This window comes from Arenibacter sp. F20364 (genome assembly GCF_023015905.1).
GTDB lineage: Bacteria > Bacteroidota > Bacteroidia > Flavobacteriales > Flavobacteriaceae > Arenibacter.
The window spans coordinates 1-22,872 of record NZ_JALKBD010000027.1 but is presented as its reverse complement, the minus strand read 5'-3'; the positions used below and the strand labels follow the sequence as shown (position 1 = coordinate 22,872).

The window sequence follows — 22,872 nt, the reverse complement described above, 5'->3', positions numbered from 1 at the left end:
ATTTAGTATGGTTATAGGCATTTTTCGCCTTTGGAACATTTCTTTTAATTCCAATTCAACATTTCATAATATGCTTAATAAACTAATCAAATATTTTTTGGAGAACAAGCTGGTTACGGTTCTCATTTTATTAACAATTATAACCTGGGGCGTTGCCACCTCGCCCTTTAATTGGGATACGGGATTCCTGCCCAAAGACCCGGTTCCTGTTGATGCCATACCTGATATTGGGGAAAATCAGCAGATTGTCTTTACCCAATGGCCCGGACGATCGCCACAGGATATAGAAGATCAAATATCCTACCCCATGACTACTTATTTATTGGGAATACCGGGCGTAAAGACTATCCGTAGTTCTTCGATATTCGGATTTTCCAGTATCTACATCATATTCAACGATGATGTAGAATTTTATTGGTCGCGTTCCCGGATATTGGAAAAACTAAATTCACTCCCGGCCGGACTCTTACCGGATGCTGTGACGCCGACCTTAGGGCCCGATGCCACTGCTTTGGGCCAGGTCTATTGGTACACCTTGGAAGGTAGGGACAAGGACAACAACCCTACGGGCGGATGGGACTTACACGAAATACGTACCGTTCAGGACTTTTATGTAAAATATGGTCTCAATGCCGTTGAAGGTGTCTCCGAAGTAGCATCCATTGGTGGGTTTGTTCAGGAATACCAGATAGACGTGAACCCCGACGCTTTAAAGGCCTATAATATCCCGTTGCACAAAGTGATGCAGGCGGTACAGAAATCCAATAAAGATGTTGGGGCAAAGACTATAGAGATCAATCAAGCGGAATATTTGGTCAGGGGTTTGGGCTATGTTAAAAAGACAGAGGACATCGAAAAGGCGGTCGTTGCAGTTCAGGACAACGTTCCAGTTCGAATCAAAGACATTGGGGTCGTAAGTTTAGGGCCTGCGACTAGAAGAGGTGTACTTGATAAAGGAGGGGCAGAGGTTGTTGGGGGCGTTGTTGTTGCCCGGTATGGCTCCAATCCCTTGGCGGTCATCAACAATTTAAAAGAAAAGATCAAGGAAATTGCCCCGGGGCTTCCAAAGAAGACGTTGGCGAACGGGATGGAGAGCCAATTGACCATCGTTCCGTTCTATGACCGAACGCAGCTTATCCACGAGACCATAGGGACATTGGAAAATGCGCTATCCCATGAAATCCTTATAAGTATTATTGTAGTATTGATTTTAGTACTTAATCTAAGGGCCTCCATTATAATTTCAGGGCTATTGCCCGTAGGGGTTTTAATGACCTTCATCGTTATGCGGTATGCCGGTGTTGATGCCAATGTAGTGGCACTTTCGGGTATTGCCATTGCTATTGGGGTCATGGTCGATGTCGGGATCATCTTCATAGAAAATATTATTCGCCACCTAGAAATGCCAGAAAACCATGGCGTAAAGGGGAAGGAACTCATGCAGGTAATTTATAAAGCGACCATTGAAGTGGCATCGGCAATAACTACGGCCTTGGCTACTACCGTGGTCAGTTTCGTGCCTGTTTTTGCAATGGAATCTGCAGAAGGAAAACTTTTTAGGCCATTGGCATTTACCAAAACTTTTGCCTTGTTAAGTGCTTTTGTACTTGGTCTCGTGGTATTACCTGCCCTTGCACATTTCATCTTCGGCATCAACTATGACAAGAAAAGGGTCCGCAGGTTCTGGGGTATCCTTTTGATTGTGGCTGGAATTATTTTTGCTGTCTATGCCTCGATGTTGTTGCCACTTGCCCTTACTTTAATTGGAATAAACAATCTTTTGGAACCCAGGTGGCCCGAAAAATATAAAGCGTATCCCAATTACATCAATTTAGGGCTTACCATTTTTATAGCCTCTTTTTTCCTTACGGAGGAATGGATGCCCTTAGGGCCCCAAAATGGCATTATAATCAACTACTTGTTCGTATTGTTTTTGATAGGAATCATATTGGCAGCCTTAATGGCGATAGTGCATTTTTATGAACCTGTACTCAAATGGTGCTTGCAGAACAAAGGGAAATTTATGTTGATTCCCTTCGTAACCATATTTTTTGGAGTATTGATATGGCTAGGGTTCGACAGTACTTTTGGAATTGTAGCTAAAGGTTTCGAATTCGTAGGTTGGAAAAACGTCAGGCAAACTTCTGGCTGGCAAGCTTCCTCAAACAGATTTCCTGGAATAGGCTCTGAATTTATGCCATCTTTGAATGAAGGCAGCTATTTGTTAATGCCAACTTCAATGCCACATTCAGGGGTGGAATATAACCGAAATGTAATTGGTCAATTGGATATGCTTCTTGATGGAATTCCAGAAGTGGATATGGCAGTCGGAAAATTAGGACGTGTGGAATCGGCACTCGATCCTGCACCTATTTCCATGTTCGAGACCATTATCAACTACAAACCCGAATTTATCCTAAACGAAGCAGGTCATAGGGTCCATTTTAAAGTGGACCGTAAAGATCGGTTCATTACCGTTCAAAAGGATACCCTTACCAATGGAGAGGCATTGGAAAGGGGTATTACAGAAGAAGACTTGATTGCAGACGAAAATGGAGAATTTTATCGAAATTGGAGGCCCCACATCAAATCGGCAGATGATATTTGGGACGAAATCGTCAGTGTGACCAAAATACCCGGAATCACTTCAGCACCAAAATTGCAGCCTATAGAAACTCGTTTGGTAATGCTCCAGACAGGGATGCGCGCCCCTATGGGTATCAAAGTTTACGGCCCGGATTTGAAAACAATAGAAGATTTTGGGATGCAGTTGGAAGTGATATTAAAAGAAGTCGCTTCCGTAAAGTCAGAAGCGGTATTTGCCGATCGGATCGTTGGTAAACCGTATTTGCATCTCAATATCAATAGGGATGAAATATCACGATATGGTCTCAATGTTGAGGACGTGCAACAAAGCATTGAGACCGCCATTGGAGGAATGAAAATATCCTCTACCGTCGAAGGTAGGGAGCGGTTCCCAATTAGAGTGCGCTATCCAAGGGAACTAAGGGATGATCCTGAATCTTTAAGTAAGATATTGATTCCTACCCCCGTGGGGGCCCAAATTCCGCTTTCACAAGTGGTCGATTTTGAATATGTAAGAGGGCCACAGGCCATCAAGAGCGAAAACACATTTTTGGTTGGTTATGTTCTTTTTGACAAAAGGGATAGTTTTGCGGAGGTCGATGTGGTAAACGATGCACAAGATGCCATCCAACAAAAAATCGATGCAGGGGAATTAACGGTCCCTGCGGGAATAAGCTACAAATTTTCTGGCAGCTATGAAAACCAGATAAGAGCGGTCAAAAGATTGTCTATAGTAATACCGATCAGTTTGGTTGTCATATTCTTGCTGCTGTTCTTTCAATTTAAGACAGTTATTGCATCATCAATCCACTTCTCGGGGGTATTCGTCGCATTTGCGGGCGGATTTATCATGTTGTGGCTCTATGGGCAGGACTGGTTCCTAAATTTTGCCATATCGGGTGTGAATATGCGAGATCTTTTTCAAATGCACACCATCAATTTGAGTGTTGCTGTTTGGGTAGGATTTATTGCCCTCTTCGGTATCGCAACAGATGACGGGGTTATTATGGGGACCTATATTCATCAAGTTTTCGAGGAAAAAAAGCCAGATACTATAGAAGGGGTAAGGGCAGCTGTTTTGGAGGCCGGTAAAAAAAGGGTCCGCCCGGCAATGATGACCGCAGCCGTTGCTATTATTGCCCTCCTCCCAGTATTGACATCGACTGGTAAAGGCGCTGATGTAATGATTCCCATGGCAATCCCCACCTTTGGAGGAATGACCATCCAGATCATGACCATGTTCGTCGTGCCAGTTCTTCAGTCGTTTTGGAGGGAAACGGTCATTAATAATAAGAACAAAAAAAATAGAATAAAATGAAGAACATAATCGCACTGTTACTATTATTTACCTGTTTAGGATTGCAGGCACAGACATTGGAAGATTATTTCAAAATAGCTTCGGACAACAATCCGGGCCTACTTTCCCAATATAAGGAGTTCGAAGCGGCTTTGGAAAAGGTACCACAGGTAAGCACCTTGCCAGATCCATCCATTTCTTTCGGGTATTTTATATCTCCGGTAGAAACAAGGGTCGGGCCACAAAAGGCACGGTTTTCATTGACCCAAATGTTCCCATGGTTTGGCACGCTGAAGGCCCAGGGCGATGTGGCCACACTTATGGCAGAGGCAAGATACCAATCTTTTTTAGATACCAAAAACAAACTCTATTTTGAGGTATCCACGGCTTATTTTCCTTTATACGAATTGAGGGAGTGGATGAAAATCGAGGAAAGGAACATTGCCATACTAGAATCATATAAGTCCATTTCCAACTCGAAGTTCAAAAATGGTAATGGGACACTGGTTGATGTGTTGAGAGTGGATATCATGCTAAAAGAGGCAAAGACAAATTTGGGAATTCTGAATAAAAAAGAGACGCCCCTGTTGGCATCGTTCAATAAACTATTGAACCGCGACGAGATAGAACCAGTTATTATCGCCGATACCATTGAAATAGATCATATACTATTGGATTATGCGAAGGATTCCCTTGTTGTGGACCATCCACTTTTGAATTCACTTGAATTAAAAATAAAGGCAAGCGAGGCATCTGAATATGCTGCAATAAAACAAGGCCTTCCAAGGCTCGGGCTCGGGTTGGATTTTGTAATAGTCGATGAACGGACCGATATGGTTTTGCCGGACAACGGGAAGGATGTATTGATGCCAATGGTAACCGTAAGCCTTCCCATCTTTAGGGGAAAGTACAAAGCAGCTGTCAAAGAGGCGCAATTGATGCAAGAAAGTTATTCGCTTCAAAAAACGGAAACCGTAAATGCGCTGAATTCAAATTATGAAATGGCACTGTTCGATTTACGACAACAGACCGATTTGATTTCACTTTTTGATCAGCAGATATCGGAATCAGAACAAGTTCTCAATCTCTTGTTCACGTCTTATGGAAACTCGGGAAAGGATTTCGAGGAGGTACTTCGGATGCAGCAACAACTGCTTAAATACGATAGACTTAAAATAACCGCATTTACGCAATATCGCATTGCGCAAGCAAAACTGAATTACATCACAGCAAAAAAATAGTACTATGAAAACAGAAACTAAAAAAATAATAGGTATAGCTGCAATTACCTTGATCATAGGGTTATTGCTTGGATGGCTGTTTTTCGGAGGTTCGGAAAACAGGACAGTGGACGAACACCAACACGACGGCGAAATCGTCAGTGAGACCATTTGGACCTGCTCCATGCACCCACAGATCAGACAGAACGAACCGGGTAACTGCCCCATCTGCGGCATGGAATTGATTCCTTTGGATAACGATAGCAATGCTGAATTGGATCCCATGGCAATCAGCATGTCTCGGACCGCAATGCAGATTGCAAATGTCGGTACAGAAATTGTCGGAAAGACCAAGCCTGTAAAGTTATTGCGATTGAATGGAAAGGTACAGGCCGATGAACGGTTGGTCTATTCCCAATCTTCCCATATTCCTGGCCGCATTGAAAAATTGATGGTTAATTTTACCGGCGAATACGTCAATAAAGGGCAGGTAATCGCCTCTATTTATTCTCCAGATCTGGTCAATGCCCAAGAAGAACTTTTCGAGGCCCGAAAAATAGTCGAGACCCAGCCAATGCTTTTTAACTCGGCAAAGGAAAAACTTAAAAACTGGAAGCTTTCGGATATCCAGATTACACAAATTCTGGAATCGGGTACAGTTCAAGAAGAACTCCACATACTGGCCGATATATCTGGCTATGTGACAGAAAAGAAGGTCAATCTTGGGGACTACGTCAATAAAGGCATGCCTATATACCAGATTGCCAACCTGAGCACTGTTTGGATATTGTTCGATGTTTATGAATCCGACATGGTCTGGATAAAAAAGGGTGATGAGGTAAGTTTTACGGTACAATCTGTACCAGGCGAAACCTTTAAAGGAAAGATTTCGTATTTGGACCCTGTGATCGATCCTATGACCAGGGTTGCAAAAGCAAGGGTAGAAGTGAATAATCGGAATCTACAACTGAAACCCGAAATGTTCGTTTCCGGCACTGTTGAGGCTAAATTGCCTTTAAAGTCCGATGCAATCGTTATTCCCAAAACAGCGGTCATGTGGACAGGAAAGCGTTCTGTGGTCTATATAAAGAATATTTCGGACAAAGGTGTAAATTTTATGATGCGCGACGTCACGTTAGGCCCGGCTTTGGGCGAAAGTTTCGTAGTGAACGAAGGACTGGAAGAAGGTGAGGAAATTGCCATTAACGGAACCTTCAGCATAGATGCCGCTGCACAACTTGCCGGCAAGCCCAGCATGATGAATCCCGAAGGGGGCCCAGCCATGACAGGGCATAATCATGGAGGTATGGATAAGGGGGGAGAAAAAGAATCGGAAAGTGGAATGAGATCCAATGAATCTACGGACCATTCTGAAATGCCCGATAAGACTGACCACAGCCGTATGGAAAAGAGAATGGAAGTGTCAAAAATCTTTGTTGGGCAGCTTGAGAAAGTCTTTGACAACTATCTGGACCTCAAAGACGCCTTGGTAAAGGACGAGGCCACTGCGGCAAAAAAGGGGGCCGATAAATTGTTGGCCACATTGAAAAAGGTAGATATGAAACAATTGACCGACCAGGAGGCCCATAATCACTGGATGGCCATTTCAAAGGAGATCAAGTCATCTTCAGAAGCTATTGGCAAAACCTCTGATATTGAAAAGCAAAGGGGTCACTTTAAACATCTATCGGCACATTTATCAAAAGGTGTACGCCTGTTTGGTGTAAACAAGGAAGTATATGAGCAATTTTGCCCAATGGCAGATAACGAAAAAGGGGCATATTGGCTTAGTATCCATGAGGAAATCAGGAATCCTTATATGGGAAACAAAATGTTGACATGTGGCACCACGGAAGCTATCATCAGTAAGTAGCAATAACATTTTAGAAAATTAAAATATAGCTTAAAGTTGACATATAAAAGAATTAGGACCCTCTACAGTAAGAAATATTAATTGGAAATTAAAACAAAAAATGATAAGACAATGCGAATACTACTTTCAGGAATTTTAGTATTGACCTTAATGGGTTGTAAATCAGAAAATAAGAACGTGTCGGCACAAGATACTAAACAAGTGGTTGCCACTGTAGAACCTGAAGATATCATAAATAAAAATCCTCAGGTAGGCTCCCAAGTACCAAAGGAGTTGGTCTGTATGGTAAATGATGCCTTCATGGGAAAAATGCAAATTCCCGTTCCCGTAAATGGCAAGACTTATTATGGCTGTTGCGAAATGTGTGTTAAAACATTGAACAACAATGATGAAGCCAGAACGGGCATTGACCCTTTTAGTAAACATAAAATCGATAAAACAGAAGCATTCATTGTACTGATGGGCGTGGACAACAAAGTTGCCTACTTTGGATCAGAGGAGAATTTTTTAAAGTTCAAAGAAGTTAGCCGAATGGACCATTAGGACAAGTCTCCATAACAAATTGAGATTTATTTTCGAATATCAGCTTAGTGAAAAATTCAGAAAAATGATAGCGAAATTAATTTCAAAATGATTAGAAAAGAACACAAACTATGAAATGATGGAAATGTACTGGTGGGCTTTGGGTGTTGGTATTCTCGTGTTCATAATATCAATAGTCGTGGGTAGGTTCAAAGAACGGTCGGACCGTTCAGAGTAATACATAGCGTTTGATTGAAAATACAATGATGTTCAACCATATGTTTCTATTTCTTACGGAAATGGATAATGAGACAACTTTAAAATCAATCAAACCAATATATGTGCTAACCAAGGAATAATATGAACTTGAGAAAATAAAATATTAACTATGACTAAAAAAATGACAATACTATTTGTGTTTCTCATAACATCTATGAGCATCGCCCAAGTAGGTACCAATGGTAAGGATAGAAAGGAAGAAGGACGTGCCGTTAAGGAATACAGCCTTATTTTAGAAAACAATAAAATAACGCTTGGAGGGATAACTGCTTACGGGATGACCATCAATGGCAGTATTCCCGGACCAGTCTTGAAATTTACCGAAGGTGACCTTGCCATAATCAACGTAACCAATAAAATGGACGTTGAAACATCGGTACATTGGCACGGATTGATTCTTCCAAATTTCTATGATGGTGTACCGTATTTGACAACACCACCTATTGAACCTGGAGAAACATTCCAGTACAGAATTCCTATCAACCAGTCAGGGACCTATTGGTACCATTCCCATACGATGCTACAAGAACAGAAAGGTGTGTATGGTTCCATTATGATTCAGCCCAAGGAAAAAACCTTGGACTATGATAAAGATTTAGTTGTAGTACTGTCTGACTGGACCAACGAAAAACCGATGAACGTACTGCGTAACCTAAAAAGGGGAAACGAATGGTATCAAGTTAAAAAAGGTACAGCGGTCCCTTTGGGCAGGGTCATCAAGGAAGGTGCTTTTGGTGCACAACTTAAATTTTGGAGAGACCGTATGGAAGGAGCGGATATTGCCGATATCTATTATCCAGCATTTCTGACCAACGGGAAAATATTGGCAGAATATCCAGAATTCAATCCAGGGGAAAAGGTGCGGCTTCGCTTTATCAATGCTTCGGCCTCTACCTATTATTGGATGGATTTTGGAGGGGGTAACCCAATGGTGGTTTCCGGCGATGGTATTGATGTGCAACCTGTATCCAAAAGCCGATTTCTATTTGGTGTTGCCGAAACCTATGATGTAATCGTTACCATACCTGACGGTACTTTGGAAGTTAAGGCAACAGCACAAGATGGCTCTGGGCATACATCATTGCGTTTAGGACAAGGGACACTTTATCCTGCAAAAACGATTGACAGACCGGACAAAGTGGAAATGATGAAGCAAATGGCAAAAATGGATATGAAAATGGGAGCACCTGCAATGGCTGGTAATAAAAAGAAAAACACCCCTGAATTTTTAATGCAGAAGTATGGAATGAAGATGGATATGAAAGACGGTCAGATGAATATTGGGATGCACGATAAGATGTTGATGAACAATGGTAAGATGAATGATCAAATGGAAATGAAGATGGATGATAAAAAGCCTGTGAAAAGTGACCATATGAATATGGACAATAGGTCGGGAATGAAAAAAGACTCGATGCCAATGAACCATAACGGAACATCGGATAAAATGAAAGGCCATATGGGTCACAATATACCCAAGATGCAGCAGGATGCTTCCTCATTTAATTACGACACTCGTAAAACTTATTTCAACTACGACTTTTTAAAGGCCAAGGAAAATACCACCTACAATGCGGATTTGCCGACAAACGACATACTGTTGAACCTAACGGGAAATATGCAGCGCTATGTATGGAGTATGAACGGTGTACCACTTTCAGAAGCCGATAAAATAAAAATCAAGGGAGGTGAAGTAACGCGGATTACGCTCAATAACCTTACGATGATGCACCACCCGATGCACCTGCACGGTCATTATTTTAGGGTCATCAACGAAAATGGCGAACGTTCCCCATTAAAGCATACAATAAACGTACCGCCAATGCAGAAAGTGGTCATAGAGTTCTATAACGAAGAGTATGGCGATTGGTTTTTTCATTGCCACATACTGTATCATATGATGGGAGGTATGGCAAGGGTTTTCAGTTATGATACGCCAAGGGATGAAAGAATGAAGGATTATCCTGTTCAGAAACTTATTGATGAAACAGACCATTATTATTCTTGGGGAAGAGCACGTCTAGGTTCAAATTTTAATGAGCTCAATTTAATATCGAGTAATATTCGAAATGAATTTGGCCTACGTGCCGAATTTGACTACAACCAAAACACCGAAATAGAAGTGAATTATAATAGATACCTGAATGATTGGGTCCGTGTGTATGCAGGAGTAAATACCGAAACTTCTTCTCCGGATTCTTACGACACATTTAATACAGTAGGATTGGTTGGTGTTAAATATTTTATGCCTTATAGATTTAATGTAGATGTGAGTATGGATCATCAACTGCGCCCAAGAATACGTTTGGACAGAGAATTATTGATTTTTCCTAGAGTTTTTCTGGAAGGTGAATACGAGTATAGAGCAGACTTTGGGTGGGTAAATGATATAGAGAATAATAAATCCTTTGAAAGTGAAACCCAATGGTTGGTAGGGGTAGCATACATTCTTTCCCGCAATTTTTCAATCCAAGGAAACTACAATAATCGATATGGTTGGGGTGGTGGACTATTAGCCAGATTTTAAATATGTCACAGTACAAAAAAAATAGTCTCAGTTTAACAGGTGCCGTATCTCTTGGTACGGGAGTAATGATCGGTGCCGGTATCTTTGCATTATTAGGTCAGGTAGCCGAATTATCTGGCCAGTGGTTTCCGATTGCATTTTTAGTTGGTGCGATTATCTCTGGCTTTAGTGCCTATTCGTATGTTAAGATGTCAAACGCATACCCCTCTGCCGGGGGAATTGCCACCTATCTTAAAAAGATTTATGGCAAAGGTGCACTTACAGCTTCGGGGGCTTTACTGATGGCTTTTTCCATGGTCATCAACGAGAGTCTTGTCGCCCGTACTTTCGGCTCGTACACCTTGCAACTGTTCGATGTTAGCGATAATAGTGTCTGGGTTCCTGTTTTGGGGGTCATACTTTTGATTACGGCGTTCTTGATCAATATTTCGGGAAATAATGTTATCGGGAAATCTTCGTTGGTAATGGCCATCCTGAAAATAGGTGGTATTTCCATTTTTGCGATAGGCGGTCTATGGGCCGCAGGATTCTCCTTTTCGGAAGTAGTCCCATCCAGCAGTTTGTCCGAGTATCCGGTCTCCAGTTACCTAGGGGCTTTGGCATTGTCCATTTTAGCCTACAAAGGTTTTACTACTATAACCAACAGCGGTGGGGAAATCGTTAATCCTAACAAGAATGTCGGTAGGGCCATTATTATTTCATTGGCCATTTGTACCATTATCTATCTTTTGGTCGCTTTTGCGGTTTCCTCTAATCTTTCGATTGAGGAAATCATACGGGCCAAGGACTATTCCTTGGCGGAGGCATCTAGACCTGCCTTTGGTAAATACGGTCTTTGGTTTACGGTAGGTATTGCCATTGTTGCCACAATTTCGGGAGTTATAGCCAGTGTTTTTGCCGTTTCAAGAATGACTGCCATGCTAACGGATATGGATTTGATACCCCATAGGCATTTTGGAATGCCTGGAGGCATACAGAAGCATATGCTGGTATATACTGTAGTCTCGGCAATCGCATTGACCGTTCTGTTCGATTTGACAAGGATTGCATCTTTAGGTGCTATTCTCTATTTGGTCATGGATATTGGAATCCATTGGGGCATTTTGAGAAACCTTCGAAAGGAAATAAAGGCGAATGCAGCCATTATTGTAACCGCCATTATCCTTGACCTTATCGTTCTGGGATCTTTTTTATGGATTAAAGTATCAAGTGATCTGTTGGTGGTCGTTGTAGCGGCGGTACTTACGGTACTCGTTTTTACTGGGGAAAAATGGTTTTTAAAAAAAACGGATAACATTTAAAATTTCAAATGATGATGATGTACGGGTGGGTAATTGTTTTAGTTGTTTTGGTTCTAGGCATATGGATGTATGTTGGGAAGAACGGGAACACGCTAAAAAGAAAACAGAAACCTATGGATATTCTGGACGAACGTTTCGCTAAAGGCCAGATATCCAAAGAAGAATATGAAGAACAAAAACGAATGTTGAATTCTAAAAATTAAAACAATGAAATATTATTTCAACAAGACTATTAACGAAGATTTTGAAAAAGTAATCGACAAGGTTACGGAAGAGCTGAAAAAAGAAGGTTTTGGTATTCTGACCGAAATCGATGTCAAAGAAACACTGAAAAAGAAACTCGATGTAGACTTCAAAAAATATCGAATCCTTGGTGCCTGTAATCCGCCCTATGCCCATCAAGCTTTGGAGGCCGAAGACAAGATTGGCACCATGTTACCTTGCAATGTGATCGTACAGGAAATTTCAAAAGGGGTTGTTGAAGTTGCGGCAGTAAATCCAATGGCATCGATGCAGGCTGTCGATAACAAACAATTGATGGAAATTGCCGATGAAATAACAGCTAAGCTTGAAAATGTAATTGAAAAACTTTAAGAGGCCAATCTTTAAATTATGTAAAAAAATTATATAAATAAATCTAAATCTAAAATCAGGTATTATGGGAAAATTAAAAGTGACTACAAGTATAATGGCGATTGCATTCGTAACCCTTATGGCTACTTCATGTAAAGACGCAAAAAAAGAACACAGTACTACAGATGGGCACCATTCAGAAATGGGAAGTGGCGAAAACCATCATGATGAAGGTATGGACATGCCCCATGATGGATCCCTGGAGTCAAAAAGCATGATGGGTGACGGGCAAAAGTCATCAAAATCGGATATGTTGGTGGCTAATTATTTGGAACTTAAAGATGCTTTGGTGGAGGATAACCAGAATGCTGCATCGAAAGCAGGTGGAAAAATGGTTATGGCTTTTAACAATTTTGATATTAGTTCTTATGCTTCCGAACAACAGGAAGAATTAAAGGACATCATCGAAGATGGCAAAGAACATGCAGAACATATCGCCGAGAGCCCAATCGAACATCAACGTGAGCACTTTGATGTTTTGAGTATAGATTTAATAGATCTGATAGCTATTACAGGAACGGAAAAAACCTTGTATCAGGATTTTTGCCCTATGTACAACAATAATAAGGGGGCACAATGGTTAAGTGCCACGAAAGAAATCAAGAACCCCTACTATGGTAGTAAAATGATGACTTGTGGCAGTGTGCAAAAGCAAATTAACTGAGAAGGTAGTTACGATCATAGGATCAATTTTGCTGGTAGTTTTGGTGGGTATCCAGTTTGTGCCCACCAAACCCAATCTGAGCGAAATTGTACCTGAAACTGACTTTATGGTAATCAATTCGGTACCTAAAACGATTCATAACAAGTTACAAGTAAGTTGTTATGATTGCCACAGTAACAATACGGAATATCCGTGGTACAATAAGATCCAGCCGATCGCTTGGATTTTGGAAGACCATGTAGTACAAGGTAAGGAAGAACTTAATTTTAACGAATGGGGAAACTATTCAGCACGGAGGAAAAATAGCAAATTGAAGTCCATTATCAGCCAAATAGAAGACGATGAAATGCCGCTTTTTTCCTACACCATTGTACATGGGGATGCAAAACTCTCAGAAGAGGATAAAAAGGAAATTATAAAATATTTGACACAGGTTAAAAAAGACTTATAACAAAATGAAAGAATTAAGTCTCAGCATTTACGTCGTACCGACCATAGCATTGGTTTTGGTAATTCTCTTCTATTACCATTTTGTCAATCAAGTTGGGAACAAGCTAAATTATAGAAAGTCCATAATTACGGTGTCTTTATTGGCGTTTATTTTGAATTTTATTTGGGAATTCGCACAAGGTCCATTATACAAAGGATTTAAATACGATTGGCAGCATATTTCATTCTGTATGTTGGCATCCATAGCAGATATGTTGATGGTACTCATATTGCTCTTCTCGTTTGGATTGATTTATAAAAATGTGTATTGGATAAATAGTATGGATTTGAACAAAGTGTTGCTTTTGGTCTTTGTTGGCTTTTCGGGTTCAATACTTGCGGAAGTCTTTCATACCATGCGGGGCGATTGGTCGTATACCGATACGATGCCATTACTGCCAGTAATGGAGGTAGGTGTTTCGCCCGTTCTACAGTTTATGATATTGCCATGGCTGATTTATTCGATAAGCAAGCAAATGGTAAAAGAATAATAAGATAAAAATCTGGGAGTGATCGGGAAGTGTTTCCCGCCAAAGTACAGATCTTTATTGTTTAAGAAAAAGTCCTGTTATGGGAAGGGAATATTTAGTTAGTTATTAGTGTTTAATGCCCTTCCCTTGACAGGCACAATAAACTAAATGAGTTGTTATGAAATGAGCCATTACAATTTTAGATACCAATAGATATGTTCAATGGCGCATTACACCCGACTGAAAGAAATAGTCTGGCAGGTCTGACTTACAAAAATAAATAGATATCAACAGATGAAAGATTGTTGTAAAAATAGACCTCCAAAGTCGAAAAAACGAGGTTGGAAAATTTGGTTGAACTATGCAATTTACATCATAATAGGCGCTATTTTCATAGGTGCGCTTATTTTACAAATAATTAATAACCTGTATTATAAATAATTAAACATGAAAATACCGATTTTATTTTCCTTGCTGCTTATAAGCCCCGATTCTGGTAGCTCTGGCTATTAGTTGTGCCTTTTATTCTCCATGGCTTTATAAACTATTTAGAAAAAACTGGTACTATCAAAAGAAAAGGTGAAACTAAAACTAATTCGTATGAATAAATTTATTACAGTGGAAAGTGATAGGGATTTATGTCTATCCAGAAACTTGATTGTTTTATTATCGACCTTGTTACTGATTCTTAGCAGTAATGCGTCGTCTGCACAAGTATATACCACCAAGGAAGGAATTGCGAATTTCAAGGCAAAAATGTCATTTAATTCATATACTGGCGAGTCAGACCGGTTAAACGGAACCATTAATTTTGTAACTGGAGAAGTAGCTTTTAGGTTACCAGTTAAATCCATAAAGACAGGTAAGGATAAACGTGATGAACATATGTACGAGTTACTTAAATTGCAAAAATATCCCGATGTTGTCTTTGAAGGAAAACTAATCGATGACTTTGATTTTGATAAAAAGGCCAAGCAAACGGTCAAGGTAAAAGGAGATTTTACCCTTGCGGGATCCACCCGACAAATAACGGTTCCACTAGATCTGAATCCCGTGTCAAAAGGCATACAACTGAACGCAACATGGTCGCTGTTGATTACCGATTACGGTTTGGAACGCCCAAGTTTGGCATTTATAAAAGTTAATGATAAGCATGATTTAAGTGTTGTTGCAGTGCTTAAAGAGAAATAAAATTCAAAAAAAATATGACCCTACCAAAGATGATATCCAACGTATAATTTCCTTTTTCAGTAATCCAATAGTAATGGTAACAAGACAAACAGCAATAAAAATCAGAAAAGCACACCGGTATTTAGGTCTTTTTTTGGGTATCCAGTTCCTCATATGGACGATTAGTGGCATGTATTTTAGCTGGACGGATATTGATGAGATACACGGCGACCATTTCAAAAAGGAAATTCTGGAACAAACCGCTTTTTCCGATTTATTGGGCACAACACAATTAGAGATTGAACAACCAGTTCGATCTATGGAATTACTTGAAATTGCAGGCAGTCCCTATTATTGGATTAATGGAACAACCCTGTACAATGCCCGAACAGGGAACAAAAAAAATGAAATTACCCAACAAGAAGCCCAACAAGAAGCCCAACAAGTAGCTAACCGGTATATGCAACCTGAATTAAAAGTGTCAGGAATCAAACGTATAGAAGAAGTGGATAAGCACCACGAATACCGCGGTCGCCCCTTGCCAGCTTATGAGATTTCCTATGAAACCCCTCAAAATCTCAAGGCCTATGTAGCAATTGAAAATGGGGAGTTCCAAGCGGTACGACACCGCAAGTGGCGTTGGTTCGATTTTCTGTGGATGACACATACCATGGATTACGAAGGAAGGGATGACTTTAACACCTTTGTACTAAGGGCGTTTTCTCTATTGGGATTGATTACCGTAGTAAGCGGATTTACCTTATGGTACATATCCTCGCCAACAATGCGAAAAATTGGAGAAAAAACATAATTATTAACTACAATATACATTGGGATGGAAATCACAACTCGATGGATCACAACGAAATAGACAAATATAATTCTGGAAATGGAGCGAAGTATATATTATAAGTTATTAATGATTCCAAATAAAATTCGAAACGGGCTATTCTTTTTTACTTTAAGTAACTTTTTAACCCGATTTGGTCTGAATATCTATCCTTATTATTGGGATAAGGAAGAATTTATCCATGTCACTGAACCAAAGATAAAAGATAATCCTGCACCCTATAGGGTGGTGCAATTAACAATTGATGAAATAGGCCTCATGAATAAAGTACTGGGAATAGCCCCAGGAAAATTAGAGAATGATATACAGGAAGGGCATTTGTGCCTAGGCTTAAAGCATAAGAATAAAATTGTGTCTATGGTGTTCGCCAAAACCCAGAATTTCATATATAAAGAGCGGACCATTAAACTAAATAATGACCAAGCATATATATACAATCTATATACTCTTGAAGAGCACAGAGGCAAGAACCTAGCGCCCTTTCTGCGCTACCATTTATACAAGACATTAGAAAAAACGGGAGTCAAAGAAATTTATTGCATAACCGGGTATTTAAATAAACCGTCACTTAAGTCCAACAGAAAGTTGTCCATATGGCACAAGCAATTGTTTCTATATGTTGGACTTTTTAAAAAATATCACTGGCATTTTAAATTGAAAGATTATGGAACAACACAAATCGGATAATTGGCACCAAGTAACAGCTTGAATTATATGGGTTTAAAGAAGGATTAGTGTCCACATAGCTTTAATAATATTAGTGGGACAACAGGGAGGATTCATTTTTGTTAGGAAAGACCATATCAACAAATCTAAAATTGGTATGGGGTAATTTTTTAGCTATTAATTAAGTTGGATGATGAGTCAAAATAGAAGAAGTAAAAGAAAAAATCAAGAGAAACGACTAAAAGGAAGTATTTCCAAACGAGATAAAATATACGGAATACTGGCGATAGTGTTGTTATTTCTTTTAGCGGCAATATTGGTTATTATCAATGCAATTAGATAATCGCGTGGCGTACTATACAATTTGAAACTGGAATTATATGAGCAACATCATCCACATAAAAAATATGGTCTGTCCAAGATGTATCTCTGCAGTATCCAATATTTTGGAACAACTTGAGATACCGTATGTTTCTATCAATTTAGGGGAGGTGAAATTACTTTCCTCTTTAGATACCAAAACTAAAAGCGATTTATCTAAGGCCCTTCAAAATTGGGGTTTTAATTTGATCGACGATCGTAAAAGTCAACTTATTGAACAAATGAAAACATTGGTTATAGATAAGATCCATCATTCTGCGAACGAATTGGATATTAAATGGGCAGACCATATAAGTGAAATCCTGCACCTTGATTATAAATACTTGAGTTCTCTTTTCTCATCCGTTGAAAGCATCACGTTTGAACAATATATCATCAACCAGAAAATTGAACGTGTAAAAGAACTCATTGTTTATGACGAACTGACTTTGAGTCAGATAGCCTTTAAACTACACTATAGTAGCGTTGCCTATTTGAGCAATCAGTTTAAAAAGATAACAGGTATGACACCTTCACAATTTAAAATAAGCACGAACAAGAACCGTAAATTCTTGGATGGGATTTAGAGTAAAATAATGTGATATTTGGATATAGTTCTAAAATGGTATTTTAATTGGCCAATTGAAATTATGATATTTCAGAAAATTCTTAAAAACAATCTGTAATGCAAAAAACAATATTTGAAATCTCAAAGTTGGATTGTCCCTCAGAGGAAAACCTAATCCGGATGAAATTGGACGAAATTTCAAGTATTGCGAATTTAGATTTTGATATTCCCAATCGAAAATTGACTGTTTTTCACAACGGAGAAATTTACCAAATTGAAAAGTCAATAAACGAACTTAATTTAGGCGGAAAAAAATCTCAACTGAAAAAACTGAGCAAACCGATTTTGAAGAACATACTAACCAACGAAAATTACTTTGGACTGTTCTTGGAATTAACTTTGCTTTTTTTGTTATTGAAATGACAACGGGCTTGATTTCAAAATCAATGGGACTTGTTGCGGACAGTTTGGATATGTTAGCAGACAGTTTTGTTTATGGAATTAGTCTTTTTGCAGTTGGCGGAACTTTAATCAAAAAGAAGCGAATTGCAAAAATTGCAGGATATTTTCAAATCACACTTGCAGTTATTGGATTTATAGAGATTTTAAGACGATTTTTGGGAAACGAAAGACTTCCAGATTTTGCGACAATGATTGTTGTTTCAATTTTCGCTTTAATCGCAAACGGAATTTGTTTGTATTTATTGCAAAAGTCAAAAAGCAAAGAAGAAGTGCATATGAAAGCAAGCATGATTTTCACTTCAAATGATGTGATTATAAATTTAGGCGTGATAACAGCAGGACTTTTAGTGAATTGGTTAAATTCAGGAAAACCTGATTTGATTGTAGGAACAATTGTCTTTGTTTTAGTTATCCAAGGTGCTTTTAGAATATTAAAATTGAGCAATTAAAGTGTCGTTAGTTTCCATAATCAGCTAATTCTACAAATTTTTCAGTAAATAACGTAATACATTAAAGTCCTTTAATTCCGAAATTTGAAGTGTACAAATAAGAATGGGATTATGGAGACAGTTAACATATTGGAAACCAAAGAAAAAAGCAATAAACAGGGAATAAAAGAATCATTCCCAGTTACAGGTATGACCTGTGCGTCTTGTGCAGCGAGTGTTGAATCTGTATTAAAACACACAGAAGGCGTTTTTGATGCCAGTGTCAACTTTGCCAATAGTTCTGTTCTTGTGGAGTATGATCAAGAGTTGAGCCCTAATCAACTTCAAGATGCGCTTCGCGAAGTTGGTTATGATATCATTATTGATGCAGAAGATCCTTCAGAAGTGCAACAAGAACTTCAGCAGAAGCACTACCAAGATATTAAAGAGCGTACTATCTGGTCGGCGATTCTTACACTTCCCATTTTTGTATTAGGAATGTTTTTTATGCAATGGGAACCTGGGAAATGGATATCCTTGGTATTAACTTTTCCTGTCCTCTTTTGGTTCGGTCGCAGCTTTTTCATCAATGCTTTCAAGCAAGCCAAACACGGTAAGGCGAATATGGATACATTGGTAGGCTTGAGTACAGGAATCGCTTTCCTCTTTAGTGTATTTAATACTTTTTTCCCTGAATTTTGGTTGAGTCGCGGTATCGAGCCTCACGTTTATTTTGAGGCGGCTACGGTAATTATAACCTTTATTTCATTGGGGAAACTATTGGAAGAAAAGGCTAAATCCAACACGTCTTCTGCTATTAAAAAGCTGATGGGTCTGCAACCGAAAACCCTCAAAATTATTGAGAATGGGGAAGAAAAGGAAATTCCTATTTCCGCTGTGCAAGTGGGTCAGACCATTTTGGTACGTCCGGGAGAAAAGATACCTGTAGATGGAGAAGTTTCCAAAGGAAGCTCGTATGTAGATGAAAGTATGATTACGGGAGAACCTCTTCCAGTAGAAAAAACAAAGGATGAAAAAGTCTTCGCTGGTACGGTAAACCAAAAAGGGAGCTTTCAATTTACCGCTGAAAAAGTAGGTAGGGAAACCTTACTGTCCCAAATCATAAAAATGGTTCAAGAGGCACAAGGTAGCAAGGCTCCCGTTCAAAAACTTGTAGATAAAATTGCTGGAATATTTGTTCCAATCGTTTTGGGTATTTCTATCATTACGTTCATTGTATGGATGTCAGTAGGTGGCGAAAATGCATTTTCACAAGCCTTATTAACCTCAGTAGCGGTATTGGTTATAGCCTGTCCCTGTGCATTGGGATTGGCAACACCTACCGCGATAATGGTAGGTATCGGTAAAGGAGCCGAGAACAATATCCTAATAAAAGATGCCGAAAGTTTAGAACTCGGTCATAAAGTAAATGCGGTCATTCTTGATAAAACAGGTACAATTACAGCAGGAAAACCATTAGTAACTGATATACTTTGGAATGTTAAACTTGAAAATAATAATGACTACAAGCAAATTCTTTTAGCCATTGAAGCGCAATCAGAACATCCTTTGGCGGAAGCAGTAGTCAACCACTTAAAGGAGGAAGATATTGAACAAGCTGAAATTGCTTCTTTTGAAAGTATCACGGGACAAGGTGTGAAAGCTCAAACAGAAAATGGTTCACAATACTATGTTGGAAACCATAAATTAATGCTTGAAAAAAATATCCGGATCGACCCTTCCTTAATGCAAACAGCAGAAAGTCTCGAAGAGCAAGCGAAAACGGTTATATTCTTTGGGAATGAAAAACAAGTACTGGCGATACTCGCCATTGCCGACAAAATAAAGGAAACCTCAAAATTGGCCATAGCAACACTTCAAGAAAGAGGTATCGAGGTATATATGCTTACCGGAGATAATAATAAAACCGCATCTGCTGTCGCAAAACAAGTAGGAGTAACAAATTACCAAGGCGAAGTAATGCCTTCAGAGAAAGCAGCTTTTGTTGAGAAATTACAAGCTGAAGGAAAGATAGTAGCTATGGTAGGTGATGGCATCAACGATTCCCACGCTTTGGCACAGGCCAATGTTAGTATTGCTATGGGTAAAGGTTCGGACATAGCGATGGACGTCGCGAAAATGACATTGATAACGTCAGATTTACAATCCATCCCAAAAGCGTTGGAACTATCAAAGAGGACTGTATTGGGGATACGTCAGAACCTGTTTTGGGCATTCATTTATAATCTCATTGGTATTCCTATTGCAGCAGGCGTTTTGTATCCTGTAAATGGATTTTTATTGGACCCAATGATTGCAGGAATGGCCATGGCTTTCAGTAGCGTATCTGTAGTTCTAAATAGCTTAAGACTTAAACGAGTAAAACTTTAATATTAATTATAAATTCAAATACTATGAAAACTTTAAAATTTAAAACAAATATTAATTGTGGTGGTTGTGTATCAAAAGTAACCCCATTTTTAAACAAGCAAGAAGGTATAGAAAGTTGGGAAGTGGATACCGATAATCCTGACAAAATTTTAACCATAAAAAGCGCTGGTGCTTCAGAAGAAGATGTAAAAACTACGTTGCAAAAAATTGGGTTCAAGGCAGAAAGTGTAAGTTCGAATTAGTGGCATTTTTTTGGTCAATTGGGAGAAAACAGAGCATTCAAAAACCATAATAAATTTGGAGCTTAGTATTGGCCATTTTGAATGTAATATTTAAATATCGTGAGGGGTGAAGGAGTACTATTTAGAAGTTTTAAAGAGTTTAATAAGTTATTGAAAATTCTCTATGGTGAAGTTTTGGATGATATCATTCGGATATTTAAACGAAAATAAAGAAGGAGTCTAAGAAACAACAAGCTCATTGGCCTCATCCAAAACAGAGTTGGTAAAACTTTTCAAATAGATTTCGGTAGTTCTTAAGGAACTATGACCTAAACCTTCACTGATTATTTCTGTAGATATGCCCATAAATTTGGCTATCGTGGCCCAGGAATGGCGGATGTAGTAGGTCGTGAATTCTCCTTCTATCCCCGCATCTTTCGCAATGATCTTAAGACGTTCGTTCATTCTCCTCCTTTGCGATTTGTACTTTTGAAAATGTTTGGTGCTTCCGTCATAGTTCGTGGGAAACAAATAATCCTCTGGTTGTTTCCCCTTAAGGTAGAACTCCAGGGTGTTCCCCAGACTTTCGGTAATCCTGACGGAGAATGGGTCACCCGTTTTGCTCCTGCCATATTGAAGTCGGCCGTCCTTGATATTCTGCACTTTAAGCTTTACAAGATCTATAAAGTTCATTCCCCTGCAGTAGAACATGATCAGGGCATAGTTCTTTGCATGCCAAAGAGGGCTTTCGTGCTCATATTCCAATTCCTTTATATCCATAATCTTGACTTTTGCCACGGCCTTCTTTTTGGTCCTCGCCATTGATGGCGTCCTATAATGATCGAACGGATTTTTGATCGGAACAAATTGGTCCTCTTTAATGGCACTATTGTATATGGACCTAATCGCCCTGATGTACATCCCTATCGTGTTCTTGGAATTTCCCTTGCTCAGTTGTTGGGCCTCGAAGTCCTTGAGAAATGTCACGGAAATATCGTAGAGAAATATATCCTTTCCATTGTTAAATTTAGTCATGGCATCCAAGCCACTTTGGTACCACTGTGCCGTGCCCGGAATGTTCGCTGCCCGTTTTCTTTTTATCAACACACTTCCCCATTGGGATAATGAAATATTATTTTCCACCTTCTTTTTTATCTCAAAATCCAGTTCGGTATCCCATCTGCCCTTGATATGGCCCAGAAGGAGGTCTACGTCCATCCGGTCGATACTATCGCCGAGCTCGTATACCACTTGTTTGGCCCAATGGAACTTATCGCCAAGTTCAGCGTTTATCTTTTGGCAATCCGAACTATTGTTCACTGCTGCGGATTTGCGCAGAAGATGGTTTTTTGAGTCCCATCCTGCAGGGGAGGTGTAATGGCCAATGCCAAGCAGTCGATTCTTTATATGGAAGACCCTGAGGACTATGGGATATAGGCCGGTAATCCTACTTTTGGATTTCTTCCTTGTGTCGAGTATCAGACTTACCTTGGCCATTGATTCTTGGATATTATAAGTAAAAGGTAAGAAATAAAAACGCTCACTTTACGCTCACTTTTCCTTGATATCAAAAGGCTACAAATGACTACAAAATAAGTCAAAATGATTTAAATTGTTGATATTCAAGTACATAAGATAGGCATATAACATGTTTTGATGTCCTATCTTATAGACTTACAAGCAGGGGGTCACTGGTTCGAACCCAGTAGGGCCCACAGTAACAAAGATAAGGCTTCCAAGAAATTGGGAGCCTTTTTTGTTGGTTCAAAAATTCCAAAAAGGCTCCCTTTGTAAGGATCATGGATCATGCCTAATTTCTGGGTATTTGGATATTTATGCAAATAACTGAGTTAACCTAAACAGGAAGAATTCTGTATTTCTAACGCCTCTGAATT

General features: G+C 39.3%; 18 protein-coding genes and 1 pseudogene. 18 read left to right on the top strand and 1 reads right to left on the bottom strand.

Annotated elements, in window-relative coordinates; all coding sequences use genetic code 11:
* Nucleotides 1–70 precede the first annotated feature (70 nt).
* From MWU84_RS18340 to MWU84_RS18255, 18 genes and pseudogenes are all read left to right on the top strand, one after another.
* Nucleotides 71–3,904 carry an efflux RND transporter permease subunit gene (locus MWU84_RS18340; protein WP_111624533.1) on the top strand — a complete coding sequence of 1,278 codons (3,834 nt, stop codon included), beginning with the start codon at nucleotides 71–73 and terminating at the stop codon, nucleotides 3,902–3,904.
* Complete coding sequence (locus MWU84_RS18335; RefSeq protein ID WP_111624423.1) at nucleotides 3,901–5,124, top strand: TolC family protein; 1,224 nt, start codon at nucleotides 3,901–3,903, stop codon at nucleotides 5,122–5,124. The genes MWU84_RS18340 and MWU84_RS18335 overlap by 4 nt, the downstream gene beginning before the upstream one ends.
* Nucleotides 5,125–5,128: 4 nt before the next feature.
* A complete protein-coding gene (locus MWU84_RS18330; protein WP_103440866.1) occupies nucleotides 5,129–6,976 on the top strand; it encodes an efflux RND transporter periplasmic adaptor subunit in 1,848 nt (615 codons plus the stop codon).
* Between the two features lie 111 nt (nucleotides 6,977–7,087).
* Nucleotides 7,088–7,519: a hypothetical protein gene (locus MWU84_RS18325; RefSeq protein WP_069858851.1), complete on the top strand. Its 432-nt coding sequence runs from the start codon at nucleotides 7,088–7,090 to the stop codon at nucleotides 7,517–7,519.
* A 379-nt stretch (nucleotides 7,520–7,898) separates the two neighbouring features.
* Nucleotides 7,899–10,304, top strand: a complete 2,406-nt coding sequence (locus tag MWU84_RS18320) for a multicopper oxidase domain-containing protein (RefSeq protein ID WP_245946394.1) — start codon at nucleotides 7,899–7,901, stop codon at nucleotides 10,302–10,304.
* 2 nt (nucleotides 10,305–10,306) lie between these two features.
* Entirely contained in the window at nucleotides 10,307–11,605 is a 1,299-nt protein-coding gene (locus MWU84_RS18315) for an APC family permease (protein ID WP_246904422.1), read from the top strand.
* Nucleotides 11,606–11,613: 8 nt separating this feature from the next.
* On the top strand, nucleotides 11,614–11,808 hold the full coding sequence (locus tag MWU84_RS18310) for an SHOCT domain-containing protein (RefSeq protein WP_317046770.1): 195 nt from the start codon (nucleotides 11,614–11,616) through the stop codon (nucleotides 11,806–11,808).
* 4 nt (nucleotides 11,809–11,812) lie between these two features.
* Entirely contained in the window at nucleotides 11,813–12,199 is a 387-nt protein-coding gene (locus MWU84_RS18305; protein WP_103440864.1) for a DUF302 domain-containing protein, read from the top strand.
* Between the two features lie 64 nt (nucleotides 12,200–12,263).
* Nucleotides 12,264–12,902 (top strand): DUF3347 domain-containing protein, encoded by a 639-nt coding sequence (locus MWU84_RS18300; RefSeq protein WP_111624421.1) that lies wholly within the window; start codon nucleotides 12,264–12,266, stop codon nucleotides 12,900–12,902.
* Entirely contained in the window at nucleotides 12,874–13,353 is a 480-nt protein-coding gene (locus MWU84_RS18295; RefSeq protein ID WP_246904420.1) for a heme-binding domain-containing protein, read from the top strand. Before MWU84_RS18300 ends, MWU84_RS18295 begins: the two co-directional genes overlap by 29 nt.
* 4 nt (nucleotides 13,354–13,357) lie before the next feature.
* Nucleotides 13,358–13,882 carry a hypothetical protein gene (locus MWU84_RS18290; RefSeq protein ID WP_111624420.1) on the top strand — a complete coding sequence of 175 codons (525 nt, stop codon included), beginning with the start codon at nucleotides 13,358–13,360 and terminating at the stop codon, nucleotides 13,880–13,882.
* 579 nt (nucleotides 13,883–14,461) lie between these two features.
* On the top strand, nucleotides 14,462–15,052 hold the full coding sequence (locus MWU84_RS18285; RefSeq protein WP_111624532.1) for a YceI family protein: 591 nt from the start codon (nucleotides 14,462–14,464) through the stop codon (nucleotides 15,050–15,052).
* A 73-nt stretch (nucleotides 15,053–15,125) separates the two neighbouring features.
* The gene (locus tag MWU84_RS18280; RefSeq protein ID WP_246904418.1) at nucleotides 15,126–15,842 is read left to right on the top strand and encodes a PepSY domain-containing protein; all 717 of its coding nucleotides are present in this window, start codon (nucleotides 15,126–15,128) and stop codon (nucleotides 15,840–15,842) included.
* A gap of 108 nt (nucleotides 15,843–15,950) precedes the next feature.
* Nucleotides 15,951–16,568 (top strand): GNAT family N-acetyltransferase, encoded by a 618-nt coding sequence (locus tag MWU84_RS18275; RefSeq protein WP_170126338.1) that lies wholly within the window; start codon nucleotides 15,951–15,953, stop codon nucleotides 16,566–16,568.
* A 359-nt stretch (nucleotides 16,569–16,927) separates the two neighbouring features.
* Complete coding sequence (locus MWU84_RS18270) at nucleotides 16,928–17,494, top strand: helix-turn-helix transcriptional regulator (protein ID WP_111624418.1); 567 nt, start codon at nucleotides 16,928–16,930, stop codon at nucleotides 17,492–17,494.
* Between the two features lie 98 nt (nucleotides 17,495–17,592).
* Nucleotides 17,593–18,386, top strand: a pseudogene (locus MWU84_RS18265) (cation transporter).
* Nucleotides 18,387–18,497: 111 nt separating this feature from the next.
* The gene (locus MWU84_RS18260; RefSeq protein WP_111624417.1) at nucleotides 18,498–20,756 is read left to right on the top strand and encodes a heavy metal translocating P-type ATPase; all 2,259 of its coding nucleotides are present in this window, start codon (nucleotides 18,498–18,500) and stop codon (nucleotides 20,754–20,756) included.
* Nucleotides 20,757–20,779: 23 nt separating this feature from the next.
* The gene (locus MWU84_RS18255; protein ID WP_103440861.1) at nucleotides 20,780–20,998 is read left to right on the top strand and encodes a heavy-metal-associated domain-containing protein; all 219 of its coding nucleotides are present in this window, start codon (nucleotides 20,780–20,782) and stop codon (nucleotides 20,996–20,998) included.
* Nucleotides 20,999–21,217: 219 nt separating this feature from the next.
* On the opposite strand, the gene MWU84_RS18250 is transcribed toward MWU84_RS18255, so the two are convergent.
* Entirely contained in the window at nucleotides 21,218–22,474 is a 1,257-nt protein-coding gene (locus tag MWU84_RS18250) for a site-specific integrase (RefSeq protein WP_103440860.1), read from the bottom strand.
* Between the last annotated feature and the right edge of the window lie 398 nt (nucleotides 22,475–22,872).

What these genes read in the sequence shown, in the direction of transcription:
- MWU84_RS18280 (WP_246904418.1), top strand. Translation starts at nt 15,126, where the DNA reads ATGGTAACAAGACAAACAGCAATAAAAATCAGAAAAGCACACCGGTAT.
- MWU84_RS18305 (WP_103440864.1), top strand. Translation starts at nt 11,813, where the DNA reads ATGAAATATTATTTCAACAAGACTATTAACGAAGATTTTGAAAAAGTA.
- MWU84_RS18300 (WP_111624421.1), top strand. Translation starts at nt 12,264, where the DNA reads ATGGGAAAATTAAAAGTGACTACAAGTATAATGGCGATTGCATTCGTA.
- MWU84_RS18340 (WP_111624533.1), top strand. Translation starts at nt 71, where the DNA reads ATGCTTAATAAACTAATCAAATATTTTTTGGAGAACAAGCTGGTTACG.
- MWU84_RS18310 (WP_317046770.1), top strand. Translation starts at nt 11,614, where the DNA reads ATGATGATGATGTACGGGTGGGTAATTGTTTTAGTTGTTTTGGTTCTA.
- MWU84_RS18330 (WP_103440866.1), top strand. Translation starts at nt 5,129, where the DNA reads ATGAAAACAGAAACTAAAAAAATAATAGGTATAGCTGCAATTACCTTG.
- MWU84_RS18335 (WP_111624423.1), top strand. Translation starts at nt 3,901, where the DNA reads ATGAAGAACATAATCGCACTGTTACTATTATTTACCTGTTTAGGATTG.
- MWU84_RS18255 (WP_103440861.1), top strand. Translation starts at nt 20,780, where the DNA reads ATGAAAACTTTAAAATTTAAAACAAATATTAATTGTGGTGGTTGTGTA.
- MWU84_RS18325 (WP_069858851.1), top strand. Translation starts at nt 7,088, where the DNA reads ATGCGAATACTACTTTCAGGAATTTTAGTATTGACCTTAATGGGTTGT.
- MWU84_RS18290 (WP_111624420.1), top strand. Translation starts at nt 13,358, where the DNA reads ATGAAAGAATTAAGTCTCAGCATTTACGTCGTACCGACCATAGCATTG.
- MWU84_RS18315 (WP_246904422.1), top strand. Translation starts at nt 10,307, where the DNA reads ATGTCACAGTACAAAAAAAATAGTCTCAGTTTAACAGGTGCCGTATCT.
- MWU84_RS18320 (WP_245946394.1), top strand. Translation starts at nt 7,899, where the DNA reads ATGACAATACTATTTGTGTTTCTCATAACATCTATGAGCATCGCCCAA.
- MWU84_RS18270 (WP_111624418.1), top strand. Translation starts at nt 16,928, where the DNA reads ATGAGCAACATCATCCACATAAAAAATATGGTCTGTCCAAGATGTATC.
- MWU84_RS18285 (WP_111624532.1), top strand. Translation starts at nt 14,462, where the DNA reads ATGAATAAATTTATTACAGTGGAAAGTGATAGGGATTTATGTCTATCC.
- MWU84_RS18260 (WP_111624417.1), top strand. Translation starts at nt 18,498, where the DNA reads ATGGAGACAGTTAACATATTGGAAACCAAAGAAAAAAGCAATAAACAG.
- MWU84_RS18275 (WP_170126338.1), top strand. Translation starts at nt 15,951, where the DNA reads ATGATTCCAAATAAAATTCGAAACGGGCTATTCTTTTTTACTTTAAGT.
- MWU84_RS18250 (WP_103440860.1), bottom strand. Translation starts at nt 22,474, where the DNA reads ATGGCCAAGGTAAGTCTGATACTCGACACAAGGAAGAAATCCAAAAGT.